General features: G+C 73.6%; 21 protein-coding genes and 1 pseudogene. 15 read left to right on the forward strand and 7 right to left on the reverse strand.

Annotated elements, in window-relative coordinates; translation table 11 throughout:
- Positions 1-154: 154 nt before the first annotated feature.
- Positions 155-2554 (reverse strand): RICIN domain-containing protein, encoded by a 2400-nt coding sequence (locus IE108_RS28010; protein ID WP_064725919.1) that lies wholly within the window; start codon positions 2552-2554, stop codon positions 155-157.
- A 229-nt stretch (positions 2555-2783) separates the two neighbouring features.
- Complete coding sequence (locus IE108_RS28015) at positions 2784-3476, reverse strand: 2-phosphosulfolactate phosphatase (RefSeq protein ID WP_064725918.1); 693 nt, start codon at positions 3474-3476, stop codon at positions 2784-2786.
- A gap of 227 nt (positions 3477-3703) precedes the next feature.
- Between IE108_RS28015 and IE108_RS28020 the strand changes: the two genes are divergently transcribed.
- From IE108_RS28020 to IE108_RS28060, 9 genes and pseudogenes are all read left to right on the forward strand, one after another.
- Positions 3704-4117 carry an ATP-binding protein gene (locus tag IE108_RS28020; protein ID WP_064725917.1) on the forward strand — a complete coding sequence of 138 codons (414 nt, stop codon included), beginning with the start codon at positions 3704-3706 and terminating at the stop codon, positions 4115-4117.
- 84 nt (positions 4118-4201) lie between these two features.
- Positions 4202-4384 (forward strand): DUF6480 family protein, encoded by a 183-nt coding sequence (locus IE108_RS28025; RefSeq protein WP_064725916.1) that lies wholly within the window; start codon positions 4202-4204, stop codon positions 4382-4384.
- A gap of 200 nt (positions 4385-4584) precedes the next feature.
- Complete coding sequence (locus IE108_RS28030) at positions 4585-5082, forward strand: TspO/MBR family protein (protein WP_064725915.1); 498 nt, start codon at positions 4585-4587, stop codon at positions 5080-5082.
- Positions 5083-5188: 106 nt separating this feature from the next.
- Positions 5189-5560, forward strand: a complete 372-nt coding sequence (locus IE108_RS28035; protein WP_064725914.1) for a hypothetical protein — start codon at positions 5189-5191, stop codon at positions 5558-5560.
- Between the two features lie 88 nt (positions 5561-5648).
- On the forward strand, positions 5649-6407 hold the full coding sequence (locus tag IE108_RS28040; RefSeq protein ID WP_064725913.1) for an IclR family transcriptional regulator: 759 nt from the start codon (positions 5649-5651) through the stop codon (positions 6405-6407).
- A gap of 84 nt (positions 6408-6491) precedes the next feature.
- Complete coding sequence (locus IE108_RS28045) at positions 6492-6896, forward strand: STAS domain-containing protein (RefSeq protein WP_079163382.1); 405 nt, start codon at positions 6492-6494, stop codon at positions 6894-6896.
- A 30-nt stretch (positions 6897-6926) separates the two neighbouring features.
- Positions 6927-7532, forward strand: a complete 606-nt coding sequence (locus IE108_RS28050) for a class I SAM-dependent methyltransferase (protein WP_064725912.1) — start codon at positions 6927-6929, stop codon at positions 7530-7532.
- A 201-nt stretch (positions 7533-7733) separates the two neighbouring features.
- The gene (locus IE108_RS28055; RefSeq protein WP_064725911.1) at positions 7734-8612 is read left to right on the forward strand and encodes an SDR family oxidoreductase; all 879 of its coding nucleotides are present in this window, start codon (positions 7734-7736) and stop codon (positions 8610-8612) included.
- Between the two features lie 160 nt (positions 8613-8772).
- Positions 8773-9117: pseudogene (locus tag IE108_RS28060) on the forward strand (PRC-barrel domain-containing protein); the annotation flags it as partial.
- Positions 9118-9238: 121 nt separating this feature from the next.
- On the opposite strand, the gene IE108_RS28065 reads toward IE108_RS28060, so the two are convergent.
- The gene (locus IE108_RS28065; RefSeq protein WP_064725910.1) at positions 9239-13069 is read right to left on the reverse strand and encodes a tetratricopeptide repeat protein; all 3831 of its coding nucleotides are present in this window, start codon (positions 13067-13069) and stop codon (positions 9239-9241) included.
- Positions 13066-13506: a hypothetical protein gene (locus IE108_RS28070; RefSeq protein WP_064725909.1), complete on the reverse strand. Its 441-nt coding sequence runs from the start codon at positions 13504-13506 to the stop codon at positions 13066-13068. The genes IE108_RS28065 and IE108_RS28070 overlap by 4 nt, the downstream gene beginning before the upstream one ends.
- Before the next feature lie 157 nt (positions 13507-13663).
- On the opposite strand from IE108_RS28070, the gene IE108_RS35150 reads away from it, so the two are divergent.
- Positions 13664-14248, forward strand: a complete 585-nt coding sequence (locus IE108_RS35150) for a tetratricopeptide repeat protein (protein WP_064725908.1) — start codon at positions 13664-13666, stop codon at positions 14246-14248.
- A gap of 90 nt (positions 14249-14338) precedes the next feature.
- On the opposite strand, the gene IE108_RS28080 is transcribed toward IE108_RS35150, so the two are convergent.
- A complete protein-coding gene (locus tag IE108_RS28080; protein WP_064725907.1) occupies positions 14339-14581 on the reverse strand; it encodes a DUF6411 family protein in 243 nt (80 codons plus the stop codon).
- Between the two features lie 245 nt (positions 14582-14826).
- Here IE108_RS28080 and IE108_RS28085 point away from each other — a divergent pair, with 245 nt between their 5' ends.
- The 3 genes from IE108_RS28085 to IE108_RS28095 all read left to right on the forward strand — a co-directional run bounded on the left by IE108_RS28085 (position 14827) and on the right by IE108_RS28095 (position 18052).
- A complete protein-coding gene (locus IE108_RS28085) occupies positions 14827-15225 on the forward strand; it encodes an STAS domain-containing protein (protein WP_159394585.1) in 399 nt (132 codons plus the stop codon).
- Positions 15222-17441, forward strand: a complete 2220-nt coding sequence (locus IE108_RS28090) for a SpoIIE family protein phosphatase (protein ID WP_079163379.1) — start codon at positions 15222-15224, stop codon at positions 17439-17441. The genes IE108_RS28085 and IE108_RS28090 overlap by 4 nt, the downstream gene beginning before the upstream one ends.
- Positions 17442-17545: 104 nt before the next feature.
- Positions 17546-18052, forward strand: coding sequence for a MarR family winged helix-turn-helix transcriptional regulator (locus IE108_RS28095; protein WP_064725905.1), 507 nt, complete (start codon positions 17546-17548; stop codon positions 18050-18052).
- An 18-nt stretch (positions 18053-18070) separates the two neighbouring features.
- Here the strand turns inward: IE108_RS28095 and IE108_RS28100 are convergent, their stop codons facing one another.
- Positions 18071-18733, reverse strand: coding sequence for an FMN-dependent NADH-azoreductase (locus tag IE108_RS28100; protein ID WP_064725904.1), 663 nt, complete (start codon positions 18731-18733; stop codon positions 18071-18073).
- 138 nt (positions 18734-18871) lie between these two features.
- Here IE108_RS28100 and IE108_RS28105 point away from each other — a divergent pair, with 138 nt between their 5' ends.
- Together IE108_RS28105 and IE108_RS28110 are read left to right on the forward strand one after the other, a co-directional pair.
- Positions 18872-19537, forward strand: coding sequence for a nitroreductase (locus IE108_RS28105; RefSeq protein ID WP_064725903.1), 666 nt, complete (start codon positions 18872-18874; stop codon positions 19535-19537).
- Positions 19538-19630: 93 nt separating this feature from the next.
- Positions 19631-20359, forward strand: a complete 729-nt coding sequence (locus IE108_RS28110; protein WP_064725902.1) for an SDR family oxidoreductase — start codon at positions 19631-19633, stop codon at positions 20357-20359.
- Between the two features lie 59 nt (positions 20360-20418).
- Here IE108_RS28110 and IE108_RS28115 read toward each other — a convergent pair whose 3' ends face one another.
- A complete protein-coding gene (locus tag IE108_RS28115) occupies positions 20419-21165 on the reverse strand; it encodes an SAM-dependent methyltransferase (protein ID WP_064725901.1) in 747 nt (248 codons plus the stop codon).
- Positions 21166-21239: the final 74 nt, after the last annotated feature.

The raw sequence follows: 21239 nt of genomic DNA on the forward strand, positions 1-21239 counted from the left end.
CTCGCAAGCCATCTTTGCAACGTTGGAAAGCTGGTGTCAGCGGAATGACAACACGCCCTTCCGCACCTGTCCAGACCTCGCGCACCACTTCGCTGATCCGCCGTCAACCCAGGTGCGGCAAAGGCTCGTTCCGCGCCGTGTCACTCCGCGCGCGTCACAGGAACTTCCACAGGTGGTCGGCGGTGCCGTTGTCGTCGAACTGGACGACCCGCGCGCTGTTGCCCGTCGACATGCCGTCGACGGCCAGGACCTTGCCGCTGTGCCGGTTCCGGACGCGGTACCAGCCGTCCCCGTCGTCCACCAGGGCCCACAGGTGGTCGGCGGTGCCGTTGTCCTCGTACTGGACGACCTGGGCGCTGTTGGCGGTGGACATGCCGTCGACGCCGAGGACCTTGCCGCTGTTGCCGTTGCGGATCAGGTACCAGCCGTCGCCCCGGTCGACGAGCTGCCAGGCGTGGTCGGCGGTCCCGGAGTTGTCGAACTGCACGACCCGCGCGCTGTTGTCCAGGGACATGCCGTCCACGGCCAGGACCTTGCCGCTGTGCTTGTTCCGCAGGCGCCGGAAGGGAGGTTCCGGCGTCCAGGCCCTCCCGTCGGGCGCGGCCGTGGGGAAGGCGGTGATGCGCAGCCGCGCGGCTCCCATGGGCACGAGGGTGACCGTCTCGGCGGGGGAGTCGCTGCGGGCCGGTCCGGCCTGGAGGGGCGCGACCACGTTCTCGTCGTCCGTGATCCACTCCTCGACGCGGCGGGCCTCGGCGGTGATGCGGACCGGGACCGTCTCGTGGGTGAAGGGGTTGTCGGGCACGGGGCCCCGGGCGGGGGTGAACACCGGCCGGGGCGAGGCGGTGAGGCCGTAGTTCCAGGGGGAGGTGGCGTGCACGGCGTACTCGGGGAAGGCGTCGTCGCCCGCGTACCGCTCGTACCGTTCGCCGATCCGCAGGGAGTAGGTGAGGGGCCCGTGCTGGACACTGACGGCGTCGTGCTGGTCGGGCCAGCGGCGCAGCGTGGTCCGCTGGGGGAGCCGCAGGGAGACCTGGTCGCCCTCGCGCCACGTCCGCCGCACGGTCACCCAGTCGGGGCCGGACGGAGCGGCCACGGAGCCCCCGTTGACGCGGACCTCCGGATCCTGGCACCAGCCCGGCATCCGCATCCGCAGCGGGAAGGCGACGGGGCGCGGCGTGGACACGGTCAGCGTGACCGTGTCGGTGAACGGATAGCCGGTGTCCTCGGTGACGGTGACGGTCGTGCCCCCGGTGACCTGTGCGCGGACCCGGCTCGGGGCGTACATCGCGGCCGCCAGTCCGCCGTCCGGGGTGGCCAGCCACAGCTCCTCGGTGAAGTAGGGCCAGCCCATGCCGTAGTTGTGCGGACAGCAGCGGTACTGGTCGACGCCGGGCTTGAAGGCCTGCATGGCGAAGCCGTTCTGGAACTGGCCCTGCGTCTTGGTCCGGTCGTCCAGGTCGACGCCGTTGGCGCTGGTGACGTAGTGGACGGCCCTGCCCCTCGGGTCGAGGGAGGCGGGGAGCATGTTGAAGGCCAGGTCCTCGCACCGGTCGGCCCAGACCGGGTCGCCGGTGATCCGCGTGAGCAGTTCGTGGCTGGCCATGAACTCGACGATCCCGCAGGTCTCGAAGCCCTGCCGGGGGTCGGTGAAGCCGGGGCGGTAGTTCTCGTCCCCGGCCATGCCGCCGCCCGGGAAGCGCCCGTAGACGTCCATGACCTGGTCGTAGGCCCGGTAGGTGGCGCGGGTCAGCTCCTCGTCACCGGTGACCAGCGCGTACTGCGCGGGCTCGCGGAAGCCCTGGGCGATGTTGACGTTGTGCCGGGAGGGCGTGGGACCGGTCCAGTCGGCGCCCAGGGTGTGCATCTTGGTGGCCAGGTCGAGCAGGAACGCCTCGCCGGTGCGGCGGTGCAGCCACAGGGCGACGTCGAGGCCGTCGCCCCAGCGGTAGGAGACCCAGCTGGTGTTGAACGCGCCGGGCCCCTGCGCGTTCATGAATCGCAGGAACCGGGTGATGAAGGGGACGACGCGCTCGTCGCCCGTGAACTCCTCGTGCGTGCGCAGGGCCTGGAGCAGCGGCAGGAACGGCCAGAAGTCCGGGCCGCCGTTCAGCGAGGTGCGCAGCGCGCGCGGCCCGAAGAAGCCGTCGCTCTGCTGCGTGGCCAGGATCGCGTCGATCCATGTGCGCGAACGGGCGAGCGCGCCGGCGTCACCGGTGGCGACCGCCATCGGCACGTATCCGCGCAGCCAGTACGGCACCTCCTCCCACGCGCCGCGCTCCGGGTGCACCCAGCCGGTCGCCGAGAAGTCCAGGAAGTGCGACCTGCTCTCGAAGCGGCCGCACAGGCCGTCGAGCTGGAGTCGGAGCTGACCGGCGAGCCAGCCCCGCGCGGTGACGCTGCCGGCGGGCAGCTTGCGGAAGGCCTCCGGCGCGAGGGCGCCGGCCGCCCTCGGCGTGGAGGCGGAGGCGGAGCCGGTCAACGGGCCGCCCAGGGCCGCCGTGCCGAGGGCCAGGGCGCCGGTGCCGAGGAGGGTGCGTCTGCTGACGGACATGCGGGGTCTCCTGACTGTGGACTCGGATGCTTCGGAGCCGCAGGTCCCACCGCGGGCCGTACGAGGGCGGGGCACCGCGTGGGTGGGGGAGGGGGGCGCGGCGTTGTACATCGTTGGAAGACGGGAGCGCACTGAGGATCAGAGCACACCCCCCGGACGACCGTCCAGGGGTGCGGCCCACCCGATCCGGCCGGAGGCGCGCTTCCGGCCAACGTCCCCCTCCGACGGGTCAGTCGGCCTCGGCGGCAGGTACCGCCACGGGCCGGAGTACCGTCAAAGGGCCCTCCTGACCGGCCACCATGGCGAAGGGGAACCGGTCGACCTCCAGGCAGAGAGCGACGTCGTCCGGGTGGGACCCGGCCCGCAGGCCTTCCGCGAGTTCCCCCGCCGCGCGTGAGGTCCGCGCGCGGTGGACGTAGGGGGCGGGGTCGGCACCGTCACCGTCCACCCGCCGGGCGATGTACTCGGCACAGGCCAGGTCCTCCTCCGCCCGCCCGTCCTCCCCGGTGACGACGAAGGTGACCGGCCCGGCCGCCCTGCTCCGGAGGTACCGCGCGGTCGGTCCGGCCACCGCGAAGCTCGCGCACAGGACCAGCGGCGCCTGAGCCACGGCCAGCGCCCCGACGGTCCCGGCCGTCGTCTTCTGCACCAGGGTCCGACCGCCGAAGTCCGCGGACCTGAGCAGGGCGGGTGAGTTCACCGCGTCGAACCCGGGCGCGGGAGCCCCGTCCTTCAGGGCGAGCCAGTCCCCTCCGCCCTCCTTGAGTGCGAGCGCCTCACGTTCGGTCGAGGCGAGTACGATCCGCTCGGCTCCGCGCGAGAACGCCCAGGCGGCCACGGTGAAGGCCCGCATCACGTCGACGACGACCGCGACCCGGGGAGTCTCGGTCAACTCCGGTATGCCCGTGAACTGATGATCCATCGCGCCATTGTGCCGGGCGCGCTCCGTCCCCGCTCGTGACCGCGGAGGCCCGCATCGACGCGATGCGGCCCACGGTGACCCCGCGCCCGGCCAACCACGTGAAAACAGCGGACATTTCGGGCATCAGGCGACGGGTCGGGAAGTGGACTCCGCTCCCGCCGTGCCTCGTTCCGCCGCGGCGGGGTAGTCGTGGCGGAGGACGGAAACCGGAGCAGGAGGTGCCGACGGTGAGTGGATCATCCCTACGGGCAGTGGGCTGGGCAAGGTCGTTGCCGCTCAGCAGAGATGTGAAGACGGCACGTGACTGGGCCCGGGACAACCTGCGCAAGCTGGAGTGGACCGCCAGGGCTCCGGACACCGTGGACGCCGTCCTGCTGACCGTCTCGGAGCTCGTCACCAACGCGCAGGTGCACGCCCGCAGCAACGCCCAGCTGATGATGACCTGGGACGAGCGCTGCCTGCACATCGCCGTCCACGACGCCTCGGCCCAGCTTCCGCTGCCCCGGGCCGCGAGCACCGACGGGCTGGGCGGGCGCGGGATGTTCCTCGTCGAGGCGCTGGCGGACGACTGGGAGGCCCGCCCCTGCCCCGACGGCAAGACCGTCATGGCCTGCTTCCACCCGCCCGCCCCGGCGTCGTAGCTCCGCGCGCGTCCGGGTGCGGGGCGCGAGCGGCTCGCCGCCCGCCCGGATGCGTACCCGCGGCTTCTGCAGGAGCCTGGAACCATGGCGGAACCGCTCGTACCTCCCCAGGAAACCCCTCCGGTCGAAGGGTCCACGGCCGAGGCCCACGAGGAGCGCCCCGACGGCGGAATCTGGGAGCACCCCAGGATCTGGACGTGGATCATCCTCGTCGGCGCCGTGATCTTCGCCGGCTTCTTCGTCGCCCGGGCCATCTCACTGATGTAGCCGGGCCCGCGTGGGCTCACTCACCTGCGGAGCGGGGTCGGACCGGCCGGCTCGTGCCGCCGGCCCGGTGGCGGCCGGCCGGAACCGGCTGACCGGGGAACCGCCGCCCCCGACGTGGCGGCGCCGACCCTCGACGGCCTGTGTGTGCCCACCCCCGCCCCGGGGCACCCGGCCGGTCGGACCGCGACGAGGAGGGCACCGTGACGAGCCGGCCCAGCAGCCCCCCGGAGGCCCGGGCCGGCCCGCTCCTGCTGCTGGGCCTGCTCGGGGTCTGCTACGCCGTGGCCGCGATCGGCGGCCTGGCGTCCGCCGACGCCGGCGGCACGTACCAGTCGCTCGACCGTCCCCCCTGGGCCCCGCCCGCCTCGCTCTTCGGTCCGGTGTGGACCGTCCTCTACGGCACCGTCGCCGTCGCGGCGTGGCTGTATCTGCGCCGGCCGGCCGCGCCGCTCCGACCGGCGATGGTCTGGTGGGCGGTGCAGCTGGGCCTCAACCTGGCGTGGACGCCGCTGTTCTTCGCCGCCGGCCAGTACGGACTCGCCTTCGCCGACATCTGCCTCCTGCTCCTGGCCCTGACCGCGACGATCATCGCCTTCGGCCGGCACCGGCGTGCCGCCGCGCTCCTGCTGCTGCCGTACGCGGCCTGGGTCGCCTACGCCGCCGCGCTCAACCTGGACCTCTGGCTCGACAACGCGTGAGAGAGGTACCGCGCGCCCCCGGCCGGAACCCGTCGTGGCCGCCCGGTGTCGCCGTGGGGCTCCTGGGAACACGACGTGCCGAGTTTCCCCGGATGAGGAGGACGTCGTGAACGGCACCGCGGTGAGGGTCCTGGGCGCGGCGACCGCCGCCTACAGTGCGGCCATCATGATCCGGCCCCGATGCCTGGGCAGGCCGTGCGGCCTCACCGGGCCCGACGGGGACGTGCCGACGTCGACCGCTCTGCTGATCAGGGCCGTCGGAGCCCGGGACCTGGCGGTCGGCACGGCCATGCTCCTGGCTTCCGGCCCGTCGGCGCGGCGGACCGCGACCGCGTGCCGGGTCGCCGCCGACCTCTCGGACGCCGCCCTCTTCGGCACCCTGCTGCCCGACGCCGGCCGCCGCCCGAAGATCGCCGGCTTCGCCGCCGCGTGGGGCGCACTGTGCGCGGCCGCGGCCGCCGCGGAATCCCGCGGCTAGCCCGCGCGACCGGCCCGCTCGGTGGCCGCCGGAGGCGGCCGCCCCCGGCGGACTTGCGCCGGCCCGTGCGCGCGAGCACGGTGGAGGCATGAGTGGCAAGGACGGCCCCACACTCATCTCGTCGGTCCAGCGAGCCTTCCGGCTGATGGAAGCGGTCGGCGCGCACGACGGCGGCGTCCCGGCCAAGCAGCTGGCCCGCGAGACGGGCCTGGCCCTGGCCACCACCTACCACCTCCTGCGCACGATGGTCCACGACGGCTACGTGCGCAAACTCGACGACGGCACCTTCGTCCTCGGCGAGAAACTGGGCGCGCTGCACGGCGGCAGCCGCGAGCAGGCGGCGCTCAGCAGGGTCCGCCCCACGCTCGCGGAGCTGCGCGACGGCCTGTCCGCCGCGGCCTACCTGACCTTCTACGAGGACGGCGAGATACGTGTCGCGGAGATCGTGGACGGCCCCAAGGCGCCGCGCGTCGACCTGTGGGTGGGCTTCGAGGACGCGGGACACGCCACCGCACTGGGCAAGTGCGTGCTGCGCGAACTGGACCCGGAGGCCCGCGCCGACTACCTCTCCCGTCACACGCTGAACGACCTCACCCCCCGCACCATCACCTACCGCCGCGAACTGCTGCGCCGCCTCGACGCCGCCGCTCTGGTGCCCGCCGTCACCGACGTCGAGGAGTACGCGCTGGGCACGGCGTGCGTGGCGGTGCCCGTCCGTCAGGGCGACACCATCGGCGCGCTCGGGATCTCCGTGAACATCAGCCGTGCCGCCTCGCTCGACGACGCCGTGGCGCGTCTGGTCGTCACCGCGGAGCGGGTCTCCCGGGGGCTCTCGCTCACCATCTGAAATCCGGGCCCTTGTGACGGCGTCGGCGGTCCCGTTTCCTGGATGAGGCAGGACAAATCGGGCGGCACATGTGAGGGATGGATAGTGACTGAGCAAGAGCTGGCAGGACCGCAGGGGTCGGTCGGTTACCGCGTGACGAACGGCTGGACCGTCGTCGGCGCCAGTGGTGAGATCGACATCGCCTTCGCGCCCGTCGTGCGCGCCGCGGTCGTCCGGCTCCTGGACGACGGTCACCGGCACTTCGTCCTCGATCTGCGCGGGGCCCCGTTCCTGGACTCGGCGGGGCTCGGGATGATCGTGGCGGTCACCAAGCGCATCCAGGCCCGGCACGGCTCGCTGCGGATCGCGTGCGACGACGAGCGGCTGCTCCGGGTGTTCCACCTCGGCGGACTGCGTCCCGTCTACTCGTTCCACGACACCGTCGAAGAGGCCACCGCCCGGCCCGCCGGCGCCGACGAGCTGGCCGACTGGCCGCACGTGCGGCACTGAGGCCCGGGGTCCGGGCCTACACTCGCGGCCATGAACCGATGGGAGCAGCTGACCGGCGGCAGGACCGGCGAGCAGTACGCGGCCCGCTTCGCGGAGCTGGCCGAGGGCGGGCAGGACGTGCACGGCGAGGCCCGGCTGTGCGCCACGCTGGTGCCCCGCGGGTCGCGCGTCCTGGACGCCGGCTGCGGCACCGGCCGGGTCCTGATCGAACTGGCCCGACGGGGATACGACGGCGTCGGCGTCGACCGCGACGCCTCCATGCTGGCCGTGGCGCGCAGGACCGCGCCGGCACTGACCTGGCTGGAGGCCGACCTCGCGGAATTCGACCCGGCCGCCACGGGTGTCACCCCCGGCTTCGACCTCGTCGTCGCCGCGGGCAACGTCTTCCCCCTCCTCGCACCGGGCACCGAGGCCGGCGTCGCCGCCGCACTCGCCGGCGCCCTGAAGCCCGGCGGGCTGCTCGTCGCGGGCTTCGGCCTGGACCGGGAGCACCTGCCCGTACCGCCCGGCCTCACCCTGGCCCAGTACGACGCCCACTGCGCCGCCGCGGGCCTCACGCTCGCCGACCGCTTCGCCACCTGGGACGCCGAGCCCTACACGGGCGGCGGATACGCGGTGAGCGTCCACCGCCGCTGACCGGGAACCGCACTCCAACCCCCGACCTCGCCGCGCGGCCCGACGACCTCACGCCTCCGCGACCTCACCGGCAGCCCGGTCGCGGGGGCGGACGGGCGGCGGACCGGGCCGGCAAGGAGGGGGTAGGCCGGTGATCCTGGGTACCCGCCGCCGCCCCGGCGTGATCGCCGGACCGCACGTCAGGCACCAGGAGGCAGACCCGTGAGCGAACAGCGCAATCCCGCGGAGCAGCACCCGACCCCCGAGTTCCCGTCCCAGGACCAGCCGCACCCCGGCTGGACGGGACCGATGGACCCGCCCCCGGACCACGGCGAGGAGTCCTACCGCGGCAGTGGGCGGCTGGACGGCCGCAGGACCGTGATCACCGGCGGCGACTCCGGGATCGGCCGCGCGGTCGCCCTGGCCTTCGCCCGTGAGGGCGCCGACGTGCTCTTCACGCACCTGGACGACGAGAAGGACGACGCCGCCGAGACCGTACGGCTGATCGAGGCGGCCGGCCGCCGCGCGGTGCCGGTCGCGTGCGACGTACGGGAGGAGCGGAACTGCCGCGCGCTGATCGACCGCGCCGTCGCCGAGTTCGGCCGCATCGACGTCCTCGTGAACAACGCGGCCTACCAGATGTCGCAGCCCGACGGCATCGAGGCGATCTCCACCGAGCAGTTCGACCGGGTGCTGCGCACCAATCTCTACGGCATGTTCTGGCTGTCCAAGATGGCTCTGCCGCACATCCCGGAGGGCGGCAGCATCATCAACTCCACGTCGGTACAGGCGTACAAGCCGAGCCCGCACCTGCTGGACTACGCGATGACGAAGGGGGCCATCGTCACCTTCACCCAGGGGCTGGCGCAGATGCTGATCGAGCGGGGCATCCGCGTCAACGCCGTGGCGCCGGGCCCGGTGTGGACCCCGCTGATCCCGGCGACCCTGCCGGACACCCGGTCGTTCGGCAGGCAGGCCCCCATCGGACGGCCCGCGCAACCCGCCGAGATGGCCCCCGCGTACGTCTTCCTCGCCTCGCCGGAGGCCTCGTACATCACGGCCGAGATCGTCAACGCCACGGGCGGAACCCCGCTGCCCTAGCCGCACCGCACCGCCGAGCACCGCCGAGCACCGTCAACAGGGCCCTCCTTTCCCCCGTTTGGGTGCGCCGCCCGAGGACACCCGGCAACGAGCCGCGGATGAGGGCACACGGTGCAAGACGGCACCGCCCCTCCGCGACAACACCTGCGGAGGGCGCACCGTGAGCGACGACATGTGGACGTACCGGCCGACCAGCGGCCACATCCCCGGCACCGACCTGACCGGCTTCAAGGTCGAGGCGACCGACGGCAGCATCGGCAAGGTCGACAAGCACTCCAACGAGGTCGGCGACCAGTACATCGTCGTCGACACCGGGGTGTGGATCTTCGGCAAGGAAGTCCTCCTGCCCGCCGGCACCATCACGGGCGTGAACACCGACGACAAGGTCATCCAGGTCTCCCGCACCAAGGACGAGATCAAGTCGGCCCCGGAGTTCGACAAGGACAAGCACCTCGGCGACGCCGGGTACCGGGAGCAGATCGGCACCCACTACGGCCGCCCGCACGATGCCCACGGGCCCACCCCGGGTTCCGGTCCCGCCGCTCCGGCGCCCGGCTCCATCCCGGGAACACCCGGTGGGACGCCGGGCCGCCCCACCCTGTAGCTCTCAGGGGTTTTCCACCTGGTCAGACGGGGGCGGCCATCACATACGCCAGGCGCAGCAGGTCGCGCACCGCCGGACTGCCGGCGTCGGCCCGCGCCAGGGCGGCGAGTTCGGCGTCGTCCAGACCGGCCGGCGACCGCCGCAACAGCGCACCGTGATGGTGCAGATCATGAGACCGGGCCACGAACGAGAACGAGCGGCGCCGTGGCGGTGCCCCCGCGTCGAGCTGCCCCGAGTAGACGACGTGGTGTCCGCCCGGCGCCGCCACGACCTCGCGCACGCGGCCGGCCGAGCCGGCGAACGCGGCCGGGGCGTCGACCGGCGCCAGGTCCCGCCACGGGTCGAAGCAGTGGATCCGGATCCCGGAGCCCGCGTGACCGGCGACCAGGTCCCAGGCCGGGACCGCGCACAGCTGCGACAGCATCGGGGTGTCGCGCGATGCCACGGGCCGCATCCCCTCGGCGTCCAGCCGCCACAGCACCAGCCCGCCGTGCGCCCCCGCCGTCACCAGCGCGTCCTCCGAAGCGAAGACCATGTCCCGTACCGGCGCGTGCCAGTCCGGCACCCCTGCCGCGCTCAGCACACGGTCGAGGGCGGCGTGGACGGCGATCAGACGGTGGCCGTCCGACAGCACCATACGGTCGCCCCTGGGTGTGACGGCCGTCGGACCGCACGTGCGCAACGCCCACGGCCCGATGTCCACCTGGCGCAACTCGCCGGTCGCCCGCAGGGCCAGGACACGGGGCGCGAGGGGCAGTGACACCACGCAGCCGTACGCCGTGGCCGTCAGACGCGCCCCGGTCAGCGTCTCGCCCCGCGCCAGCACCCGTGCGCCGCTCTCCGTATAACGGATCAGTTCGGCCCGAGCGTCGTGCCCCTCGCACCGGCGCAGTGCGACCACCTCGCCGGGGCCCAGGGCGGCCAGCGCCCCGTGGTGCACGGGGCCCCGGTGGAGTACCGTCCGCATGCCGGACTCCAGGTCGACGGTCTCGATCACCTCGCGGGACCGCTCGTCGGCGTCACTCCTCAGGCGTGCGGTGGCCAGCACCGTGTCGCCGAACCCGAACGCGCAGTACGCGGCCGAGAGCAGGCCGAGGTCCTCGGGCAGCGTCCGGGTGGCCGCCCCGGCCGCCTCCTCCACGAGAGCGCGGGTGCGGCGCGGGGAGAGGGACCGCAGCCAGTCGAACAACTCGGCGTCCAAGGGACGGTCCGGCCTCCCCGCGCGCCGCGGGATCCGGCGTACCAGATGCACCGCGTCGGCGACCGGAGCGGACCGGACCAGCTCCCAGTACGCGGGCCAGTCCCGCCGGCGTGCCAGCCCGCGCGCCGTCTCGTCCAGCGCCGCCACCGACAGGTGCGGTACGGGCAGCAGCTCGCCCACCCACCCGTCCACCACGATGCTCGCCGCCGGCACCCGGCTGCGCAGGGAGTCGGGGTCGAGCACCCGCCGCTCCACTTCGACCTCCGCTTCCGGCGGCAGGCCCACCGCCCGCAACGCGCCGTTCTGTCGGCGCACCGCGTCGCCGAGGGACGACAAGTACGTGGCCGGAGCGCGATCGGCCAGGCGGCGCAGCCACGTCACGGCCTCCTCGCCGACCTCCACGGCGTCCCGGGGACGATCCGCGTCGCGCAGGATCCCGTGCAGGCTCATCAGCGCCCTCGTCCACGCCGAGGTGTACCGGTCCGGATCGGCCTCGGCGAGGTGCCGGTTCAGCTCCGCCACCTCCCGCGCCGGCGCGACGGCCTCCTCGTGCCGGCCGCGTGCGGAGAGGTGGTCGCGCAGCCGTTCCAGACACGCGGTGAGCGGCGACAGCTCGACCGGCTCGCCCTCCCGTACCAACTGCCGGCTCAACTCGACGGCTTCGCGCAGGGCGACGTCCTCCGCGGGCGGGCGGAACGTGAGCGCCGCGGCGTTGGACAGCGCGATCGCCAGCCCCCGCCGCTGCCGGGGATCGTGGACGGCGGCCGTGCGGTAGGCCTCGGCCGCCTCCTGGTTGGCCCGGTACGCCTCCTCCCACCGGCCGACCGCCTCCAGGTGCACGCTGACATTGGCCAGCGCGGTGGCCCGGTACGGTTCGTACCGGCCCGGGTCGCCCTGGACGAGACGGGTGAAGAGGTCCACCACGCGCCGCTGCGTCGCCACCGCCTCGTCGACCTGCCCGACGCGGCGCAGCAGACCGGCGACATTGGTCAGGGTGCGGCCGACGTGCTCCTCGTACGTCTCCGGATCGTCGGCGGCCAGCTCCTCGAACAGCTCGGACCCGCGCCGCGCCGCCTCCAGCGCCTCTTTCGTGCGCCCCAGTTCGCTCAGGTCGTTTCCGTACCCTGAGTACAGCCAGGCGCGCTCGTGCCGGTCCGCTGCCGCCGCCAACCGGGACGGGAAGAGCCGGACGTCGACGGCGGCCGCGCCGACCACGAGGTTCGCCGGGGTCGGGCGCGGCACGGCGTCCACCACCTCCTCCAGGAGCGCCGTCGTGATGTCGGGCAGCTCGGCCAAGGCGGTGAGGGCGGCGCCCCCGGCGGCGGCGGCGAGGCCGGGATCGGCGGCCAGCAGCGGATACAGGCAGCCGGGCCCGAGGTGCGGCCAGCGGTCCGCCGCCGCGATCAGGGTCGACACCGCCCGGGCGGGTCCGGAGCCGTGCCGCAGCACGGCGTCCGCGGTGTCCGCCGCCCACGCCTGTGCCGGGTAGTCCGCCGGGTGGCCCGGCACGGTCAGCGCGACGAAGTCCTCCGCCAGCCGGTCCGGATAGAGCGGTTCGAGGACCGTGCCGGCCATGCCCTCGGGCGGCGGGTAGCAGACGCCGTGGTCCGCCAGCACCGTGGGCGTGGGGTGCCCGGTCTCCAGCGCGTCCACCAGCCGCTTTCCCCGCTCGTGCGGTTGCGCGCCGCTCAGGGAGGCGGTGAAGACCACCCGGTTCATGACGGCAGGGGGCAGGGTGATCCGTCCGGCGCCGCGCCCGTCGTGCAACAGGGTCCAGCCCAGGTGCTCCCGGTCGAGGAGGTACAGGGTGAGCCCGGCCAGATCGGGCGGTGCGCGTCGCCCCGAGGCGGTGGCGTCGACGGCGACCAGGGCGGCCATGTGCACGGCGAGCACCAGCCCGAAGTCGTCGTCGGTGAGATCGGGTTCGCCCGCCGGTGCCGCGATCCCGTACCTGGCGGCGAAGGCGGCGCGTGCCGCACGGAAGGTGGCTCCCCGCTCGCCCTGCCCCGCCGCCGGACCGCTCGGCTCCTCCAGCGGGCCGAGCGACTGCGTCGACACGTCGATCTGCTCACCCGCCAGTGCCCCGCGCAGCGCCGGCCACGGGTCGGTGCCCCGCGCCAGCAGCAGGACGCGGGCGCGTACGCCGGGCTGATGCAGCAGGGCGTTGCTGAACAGCCAGGTGAGGCTGGTCAGCGGCCAGCGGTCCGCGTAGTCCACCAGGAGCAGGAGCCCGGCGCCGCCGTCCGGTGCCAGGTCCTGGCTGCCCGGCGGCGGCAGCACGGTCCCGGGCCCCTCCACCGCGGTGACCACCGTCCAGCCCTGGGCGGACAGCTCCGTGGCCAGCTGCTGGGCCAGCCGTGTCTTCCCCTGCCCGCCGGGCGCGTGCAGCCAGCGCGCCGCGCGCCGCGGACCCCCGGCACACCAGGAGTGGAGCGCCCCCAGCTCGTCCTCCCGCCCGGTGAACGGAGCCACCGCGAACCGCGCGTGGAGCATCCGGCTGGGCTGCTGCCGCAGCCACCGCGGATCCGCCTCCGGCGCCGGCGTCCACCTGCGCAGCACGTACAACGGCGTGCCGTCGCCGAACACGTGGATGTCCGCGCCGACGACCCCGTAGGCGAAGCCGCCGGTCGCCCTGACGTGCTGCTCGCTCACGTCGCGCGGTCACCGCGGCCGGCACCGGGCTCCTGATGGACGATCACGTTCCCGCCCTGCGCCCCGAACGCCTGCCCGTGGTCCCGCGCCTCGACGTGCTGCACCCAGTGGCGCTCCCGGGCCGGGAGTTCGTCCTCCAGCCGACGGGTCAGCTCCCGCACCTCGTCGGCCACCTCCGGGTGGGCGCGAAGGAACTGCTCGAGCCGCAACCGCCACGCCGGCGCCAACTGCCGGCGCGCCGCCTCCGCGTCCTCCGCCTCGGCCACCAGCGCGGCCTCGCTCTCCAACAGCGCGGCCATCGCACCCTCCTCGGGCCCCTCACCACGCCGGAACAGCCGCAGCAGCCCGGAACGCGCGGCCCCCCAGGCGTCCGTGGCCATCGCGGCGACGAGGGTCGTCGAAGCGGCCGTCGCGACCGCCGCCAGGGATTCGATCATGGGTGTCCTCCCGTTGCCGTGCCCACCCACCCCATCCTGGCACCGCGAAGCGCCCCCGCGCCCGTTCCCTCCCCGATCAACCTGCGGCAGCTGTACGGTGGTTGCCCGCAACCCGGTGACAAACACACGGCGACGACGCCGTGGACGAGGGGGCGTCGTGTGGCGTCGCAACAGCCCTGGCGGTGCCGGCCTGCGCCGGCAGCTCCGCACGGCGCGCGTCCTGTTCGACTCCGGCGACCTCACCGGGGCCGAAGTACTCCTGCGCCGCCTGCTGCCCGACTGCGAGGAGGAGCTGGGAGCGGATCACGAGGAGACCATCGGCCTGCTGAACCTGCTCGGCTCCACCCTCTACCAGCAGCGCAAGCTGGCCGCCTCGGCACAGGTCGCCCGCGACGCCACCGACCGCGCGGCCCGCGCCTGGGGCCCCGACCACCCCGCGACCCTCGACTGCGCCCACAACCTCGGCGCGGCCCTGGCCGTCCAGGGCGACGCGCCCGCGTCCGTCGCGGTACTCGACGACACCTGGCAGCGCCGCGCCCGCAGCCTCGGACCGGCCCACGAGTCCACCCTCACCACCGCCAACACCCTCGGCGCCACCCTCTTCGCCGCGGGCCTGCGCCAGGACGGCCTCGCGGTACTGCGCCGCGCCCACGCCCAGAGCGCGAACCTGCCACCCGGACACCCGGTACGCGAGGAGATCGAGGTCAACCTCCGGATAGCGGAGCGAAACACGGGCGGCTGAAGGCAGCCCCGCCACAGAGCGGGCCGGGCACGCCGAAAGGGCTCGCGGCGCGCACTGCGCAACCGCGAGCCCTTGACGTGACCGCCGCACTCAGAACGGCATGTGACCCCGCGCCCGGCGCCCGGCCGAACCGCTGCGGCCCACCGCCTTGGAACTGCTGCGGAACGGCTTGCTGAGGGCGCGCCCCAGGACACCCGGGGCCTTTCCACCAGCACGCGAGCCCGCGCCCAGCGTGCGCTGGGTACCGCGCTGCGGGTGGTGGGACAGGCGCGGTACGAGGAAGGCGAGCACCGCGAGAACGACACACACGGCGACGATTCCGACGACCATCATGATGGAACTCCCTGACGTGAGACGTGACTGTCGAATGCCCTGCGGACGCGGGCCCATGCCCGCAACCCGGGTGAACGATTCCGTGCACGCCACGCCCCCCACCACCGCCCCACCGGTCTCACCAGGCCCCTCCCACCCGGCGAGCGCGGGAGCACCCCTGGGGGCGGTTCTCATCGCGGGGGAGTGGTTCGTACGATGTGCAGGTTGTCGGCGAGGCTGAGTGGAGGCAGCTCAGGGTGTTTTCGGTGGATGTCAGGACGCAGGCGCGGGGCGTGGTGTTCACGCTGCGCGGGGAGCTCGACTTCGACAGCGTGGTGCAGCTGCACGAGGCGACCGAGAGGGAACTGGAGAGGACCGACAAGCCGCCGGTCGTCGCGGACTGCGCCGGGCTGGCGTTCTGCGACTCCTCCGGCATCGGCGGCCTGCTCCGCCTCTACCAGAGGCTGTCCGCCCAGGGGCGCACGCTGAGGCTGGCCGCCGTACCCGCGTCCGTGGCCCGCCTGTTCGCGCTGACGGGCCTCGACCAGCTCTTCTCCGTCCACGCGGACGTCGACGAGGCGCTCGGCACGGACACGGCCGGACAGGCCGCCGCCGACGCCACGGACGGCGGCCAGGGTGCGATCGACGAGGGGCGCAGCGCATGACCCGCGTACCGGGGCAGCAGTCGTCCGGCGTCGTCCCGTCCGGCCGGGAGGGCGGTCGCGCCCCGGACGGACCGGAGGACGACGTGCGCGCGCTCTTCGGGCAGTCCACGGCCGTGTTCGCCTCCCTCGCCGGCCCGGCCCACATGGTGGAGGCCGCGAACTCCGCCTTCTACGCCGCGATCGGCGGCCCGGAACGCACCCGCACCGGCGTGCCGCTCGGCCGGCTGATGCCGGAACTGGCCGACCAGGGCTTCGTCGCCCTGCTGGACCGGGTCTACCGCACGGGCAGGGCCCACACGGGCCGCGACGTACGGGTCATGCTCGGCGAGGGAGCCGGAGCACGGGAGGCGTACTTCGACTTCACCTACGAGCCGCGCCTGGACACCGGCGGCAACGTCACGGGAGTCCGAGTGGTCGGGGTCGAGACCACCCAGGTCCGCCAGGCCCAGCGGCTGACCGCCGAACACCGGGCCCTGCTGGAGCAGATCGCCCGCCAGGCACCCCTGACCGACGTCCTCGACGGCATGGCCCGCGTCATCGAGGAGCTCTCGCCCGACGAGGTCCTGGTCTCCGTCCTGCTCGCCGACGCCGACGGCCGGCACCTGCGCCACGGTGCCGCACCCAGCCTCCCCGACTTCTACAACGAGGCCATCGACGGCATCGCCACCGGTGAGGGCGTGGGCTCCTGCGGCACCGCCGCCCACCGCCGCCGGAGTGTGATCGTCTCCGACATCGCCACCGACCCGTTCTGGGACGACTTCCGCGACCTGGCCGAGCGGGCGGGCGTGGCCGCCTGCTGGTCCACGCCGATCCTCGCCCGCGACGGTTCGCTGCTGGGCACCTTCGCCATGTACCACCGCGTCCCGCGGGCCCCGCAGGAGGTGGACCTCGCACTCGCCCGCGTCTTCGCCGACACCGCCGCCCTGGCCGTCGAACGCCACCGGGAGGAGCAGGCCCGGCAGGCGGCTGAGGCCCGGGAGAAGGCGGCCCGCGACGACCTGGCCTTCCTGCTGCGGGCCAGCACGGCCCTCGGCTCCGACCTCGACGCCACCCAAACCCTGCAACGCCTCGCCGCGCTGTGCAGCCCCACCCTCGCACCCCTGTGCGCGGTCGACGTGGTCGAGGGCGGCAGGGTGCGCCGGGTCGCCGCCAGCGCGCCGACCGGGCGGCAACGGGAGCTGCTGGCCTCCCACAGCCCCGTGTACGACGCCTCCGACGACGCCGTCGCCCGCGTCCTGGCCTCGGGTCTGAGCGAGGTGGCCCGCCGTACGCCCACCGGTCCCGGACCGTGGCACGACCTCGGGGTCACCGGCTATCTGTGCCTGCCCCTCATGGACCGCGGGACCGCCTTCGGCACGCTCACGCTGCTGTCCACGGACGAGCACGCCTTCGACGGCCACACCGTCGCGCTCGCCGAGGAACTCGCCCGCCGCGCGGCCTCCGCGGCACGCAACGCCCGCCAGTACACGCACCGCGTCACGCTCGCCCGCGACCTCCAGGCCGGACTGCTGATGCCCGAACTGCCCGACGTACCGGGCGCCGACGTCGCCACGTACTACCACCCCGCGGGCGAGGGCCTCGACATCGGCGGCGACTTCTACGACATCTTCCCGCTCCCCGACGGCCGCTGGGCCTTCATGCTCGGCGACGTCTGCGGCCGCGGAGCCAACGCCGCCACCACCACCGCCCTCGTCCGCCACACCGCGCGCGCCGTCGCCCCGCTCCTGCCGGACCCCGAGGCTGTCGTGCAGGCCGTCAACCGCGCCCTGTGCAACCGGCCCGACAGCCACGGCAGCGGCTTCGTCACCCTTGTCTACGGCCACCTCACACACACCCCGGACGGGCTGGACGTCGAACTGATCCGCGCCGGACACACGCTCCCCCTCGTCCTCGACGCCGGCCACCGCGCCCGTCCCGTCGAGGCGGTCGGAGCCCTGCTCGGCATCACCCCCGACACCCCCCTGCGCCCCCACCGGCTGCGGCTGCGCCCGCACGAGAGCCTGCTCCTGTACACCGACGGCATCACCGAGGCCCGCGGTGGGGACGGCGACCAGTTCGGCGAGGAGCGCCTGGCCGACGCGCTGACCGGCGCCCCCCGCCGGCCCGGCGCGCACGACGTCATCGACGCCCTGACCCGAGCCGTCCGGACCTTCACCGGAGGACACGACATCGACGACGACCAGGCCGTCCTCGTCCTCACCGCGACGGGCCGCTGACCCCGGCGGTCACGCGGCAGGGTCCGGGCCCGGCCCGACGGAAGCCCCGGCTTCCGTTTCAGGTGAAACGGTCACGAACGCTTCGGTAGCTGTACGATGCCCCCATGGCCTCCCCAGCTTCCCGCCGCGACGCCGCGACGCGTGCCAGCGACCGCCCCGGCGACGCCTCTCCGTTCGCGCTCGGCCTGCTCCTGCGGCGTGCGCACTGGCGGGCGGCCGGCGTGATGTCGGAGGCGCTGCGGCCGCTCGGCATCGAGCTGCGGCACTTCGCCGTGCTGATCGTGCTGGTCGACCGCGGCCCCACGGTGCAGCGGGACCTCGCCGCGGCGACGGGGACGGACAAGGCCGGCATCATGCGGGTCGTCGACGACCTGGAGCGCCGTAACCTCGCCGTGCGCAAGGCGGTGCCCGGGGACCGCCGCGCACGGTCGGTGGAGATCACCCCCGAGGGGCTGGCGCTCTTCGACGCGGCGCACGTCGCGGCCGAGCCGCTGGCCGAGCGGCTGACCGCAGACCTGGGGCCCGACGGCTCGGAGCAGCTGACGCGCCTGCTGACCCTGCTCGCCCACCCCGGCGACCAGGAGCCGGCACCGCCGACTCACTCCGGCTGACCGGGGACGGCCCTCCGCTCACCTGCCGGCCTCCGCGGTGAGGCGTTCGGCCAGCGCCCTGGCCTTGGTCACCGCCTCGCGGTGCGCACGCTCCTTCGAGGCCTCGAAGAGGGGGACCAGTTCGGCCATCGCGGGGTTGCGGGGGGCCATGGTGAGCTCCGGAACGATGAAGTCGACGTCCAGGCCGAGAGTCCGCCCGAGGACGGCTTCCAGGTAGGTGCGTACGAACTCGAAGCCCTCGCGTGGGGTCCCGGGCGCGTAGGAACCGCCGCGGCTCGCGACCACCACGGTCGGAGTCCCCTGCGCCGACGGCGCCTCACCGGCCGTGCGGCCGAGCAGAAGCACACTGTCCAGCCACGTCTTGAGGGTCGACGGGACCGTGTAGTTGTACATCGGAGCGCCGATGACGACGGCATCCGCCCGCTCCAGTTCCTCGATGAGTTCCAGGCGGGCGGCGAACGCGGCGGACTGGCCCGCCGTGCGCTCCGACGGACCGACGTGACCGGCCGACCAGGCGTCCGCCGTGATGTGCGGAACGGGATGGGCGGCGAGGTCGCGACGGATCACCGTGCCGCCGGGGTGCTGCTCCTCCCACGTCCGGCGGAAGGCGGCCGTGACCGTCCGGGACGCGGACGCCCCGGAGGGGAGAACGGACGAATCGATGTGCAGAAGTGTGGCCATGAAGCGTCTCCGTGCAGAGGTGTCGGGACCCGGGCGGTAGCCGGGCTGCTCACGCAGTGAAGTTATACACGAGATAGTAGCGAATGATACTGTCACGTTCGTACCCATGATCATTGGCAACAAGGGAGATGCGTCTTCATGGACGTCTACGAGGCGGTCGCGAGTCGACGGTCCGTACGCCGATTCACCGACCGGCCCGTCCCGCGCGAAGTCCTTGAGCGTGTGCTGTCCACCGCCGCGTGGGCACCCTCCGGATCGAACCTCCAGCCCTGGCACGCCTACGTCCTCACGGGCGGGCCGCTGGACGCGGTCAAGAAGCGGGCGGGTGCCCGGCTGGCCGCGGGCGATCCCTGGGACGAACCGGAGTACGAGCAGTACCCGGCCCACCTCAAGTCCCCGTACCGGGAGCGCCGGAGCGCCTTCGGGGAGCAGCGCTACGGCGGTCTCGGCATCCCGCGGGCCGACGTCGAGGCACGGCAGCGGGCCGCCTCGGCGAACTGGGACTGCTTCGGAGCGCCGGCCGCGATGTTCTGCTACATCGACCGCGATCTGGGCCGCCCCCAGTGGAGCGACGTGGGCATGTTCCTCCAGACGGTCATGCTGCTCCTGCGCGCGGAGGGACTGCACAGCTGCACGCAGATGGCGTGGGCCAAGTTCCACCGGACCGTCGCCGAAACGGTGGCGCCCCCGCGGGACCTGACGCTGTTCTGCGGCATGTCGATCGGATACGAGCGGCCCGAGGCGCACACGACCCGCACCGGCCGGGCTCCCGTGCGGGAGACGGTCACGTTCGTCGACCGCTGACGCTCATTCCTTCGGGCGCCTTGAGGAGCCCTTTCCCCCACCGGGCCACAGAGTGGTCCCCGAGCCCCCACACAGCACGAGGAGAGGATTGCCATGAGGATCGCGGTCATCGGCGGTACCGGGCTGATCGGATCACAGGTCGTCGACAAGCTGAACGCGGCCGGACACGAGGCGGTGCCGCACTCGCTGTCCACCGGCGTGGACGTCATCAGCGGGCAGGGCGTGGCCCAGGCCGTCGCGGGAGCGGACGTCGTCGTCAACCTGACGAACAGCCCGACCTTCGACGACGCCTCGCCGGACTTCTTCCGGACCTCCATGGACAACCTGCTGACCGCGGCCCACGAGGCCGGGACGGGGCACTTCGTCGTCCTCTCCATCGTCGGCGTCGACAAGGTGCCGGAGCTGGACTACTACCGTGCCAAGGTCCTCCAGGAGGAGCTCCTGCGGTCCGGGCCGGTGCCCTACTCCATCGTGCGCGCCACGCAGTTCATGGAGTTCATGGACGCGGTGCTGACCTGGACGGCCGACGGCGACACCGTCCGTCTCCCGGCCACGCCCATCCAGCCGATCGCCGCCAAGGACGTGGCCGAGGCGGTCGCACAGGTCGCGCTCGGCGCCCCGCTGAACGGCATCCGGGAGGTCGGCGGGCCGGAGGTCTTCGCCCTGGACGAGCTGGGCCGGATGACCCTCTCCCACAAGGGCGACGCCCGTACGGTGGTCACCGACCCCACCGCAGGCATGTTCGCGGCCGTCAAGGGCGACGTCCTCACGGACATGAACGCCCACCTGGCACCCACCCGGTACGCCGACTGGCTCTCCTGACACATGAGACATGGGCGGAGGGCCGGGCAGCACTCTGCCCGGCCCTCCGCCCAGATGTCCTAGCGGCGCATCAGGGCGAAGACGCCCCAGCCGAGGTACTCACGCTGGTAGCGCGTGTAGCGGGCCGGCCCGGCGGCGAGTTCGGCCCTGATGCCGGCCGCCAGCTCGTCGTCCGGATTGCGGTCGAGCCACCGGCGCATGTTGAGCCACTGCGCCGCCTGGTACCGGTCCCAGCTGTCCTGGTCGGCCAGCACCATCTCCACGACGTCGTACCCCAGGGAACCGAACCGCTCGATCAGTTCCGGCAGCAGCAGGAAGTCCTCCTTGCGGTCGGCGTGGCTGGCCCGGGCGGTCTCCTGGTCCGGCACCTCCCGCCGCCAGTAGGGTTCGCCGATCAGCATCAGACCGCCGGGGGCCAGACTGCGGGCGAGCAGCTCGACGGTGCCGGCCACGCCGCCGCCGATCCAGGTCGCGCCCACACAGGACGCCAGACCGACCGGTTCGTCCGCGACGTGCCCCGAGGCGTCGCCGTGCACGAACTCGACCCGGTCCGCGACCCCGAGTTCGGCCGCGCGGGCGCGCGCCCGCCCGGTGAACACCGTGCTGATGTCCACCCCGGTGCCGGTGATGCCGTGATCACGTGCCCACGTGCACAGCAGCTCTCCCGATCCGCTGGCGAGGTCGAGCACCCGTGTCCCGGGGGCCGGCCGCACCGCCCGGCCCAGCGCCGCGAGCTTCCCGGCGGTCAGCGGGTTGTGGATGCGGTGGCTGCTTTCGCGAATGGTGATGATGCGTGGAAGATCCACGAGAGGTGTTCCTTCGATCGGATGCGGTCATGGCCTTCTGAGGGGGACAGCCGGCCGAAGTCGGCCGCCGGCAC

This window comes from Streptomyces parvulus, assembly GCF_014648855.1.
GTDB classification, from domain to species: Bacteria; Actinomycetota; Actinomycetes; order Streptomycetales; family Streptomycetaceae; genus Streptomyces; species Streptomyces parvulus.

What these genes read in the sequence shown, in the direction of transcription:
- IE108_RS28025 (WP_064725916.1), top strand. Translation starts at nt 4,202, where the DNA reads ATGGCGGAACCGCTCGTACCTCCCCAGGAAACCCCTCCGGTCGAAGGG.
- IE108_RS28015 (WP_064725918.1), bottom strand. Translation starts at nt 3,476, where the DNA reads ATGGATCATCAGTTCACGGGCATACCGGAGTTGACCGAGACTCCCCGG.
- IE108_RS28080 (WP_064725907.1), bottom strand. Translation starts at nt 14,581, where the DNA reads ATGATGGTCGTCGGAATCGTCGCCGTGTGTGTCGTTCTCGCGGTGCTC.
- IE108_RS28095 (WP_064725905.1), top strand. Translation starts at nt 17,546, where the DNA reads ATGGCCTCCCCAGCTTCCCGCCGCGACGCCGCGACGCGTGCCAGCGAC.
- IE108_RS28090 (WP_079163379.1), top strand. Translation starts at nt 15,222, where the DNA reads ATGACCCGCGTACCGGGGCAGCAGTCGTCCGGCGTCGTCCCGTCCGGC.
- IE108_RS28010 (WP_064725919.1), bottom strand. Translation starts at nt 2,554, where the DNA reads ATGTCCGTCAGCAGACGCACCCTCCTCGGCACCGGCGCCCTGGCCCTC.
- IE108_RS28105 (WP_064725903.1), top strand. Translation starts at nt 18,872, where the DNA reads ATGGACGTCTACGAGGCGGTCGCGAGTCGACGGTCCGTACGCCGATTC.
- IE108_RS28070 (WP_064725909.1), bottom strand. Translation starts at nt 13,506, where the DNA reads ATGATCGAATCCCTGGCGGCGGTCGCGACGGCCGCTTCGACGACCCTC.
- IE108_RS28110 (WP_064725902.1), top strand. Translation starts at nt 19,631, where the DNA reads ATGAGGATCGCGGTCATCGGCGGTACCGGGCTGATCGGATCACAGGTC.
- IE108_RS28100 (WP_064725904.1), bottom strand. Translation starts at nt 18,733, where the DNA reads ATGGCCACACTTCTGCACATCGATTCGTCCGTTCTCCCCTCCGGGGCG.
- IE108_RS28040 (WP_064725913.1), top strand. Translation starts at nt 5,649, where the DNA reads ATGAGTGGCAAGGACGGCCCCACACTCATCTCGTCGGTCCAGCGAGCC.
- IE108_RS28050 (WP_064725912.1), top strand. Translation starts at nt 6,927, where the DNA reads ATGAACCGATGGGAGCAGCTGACCGGCGGCAGGACCGGCGAGCAGTAC.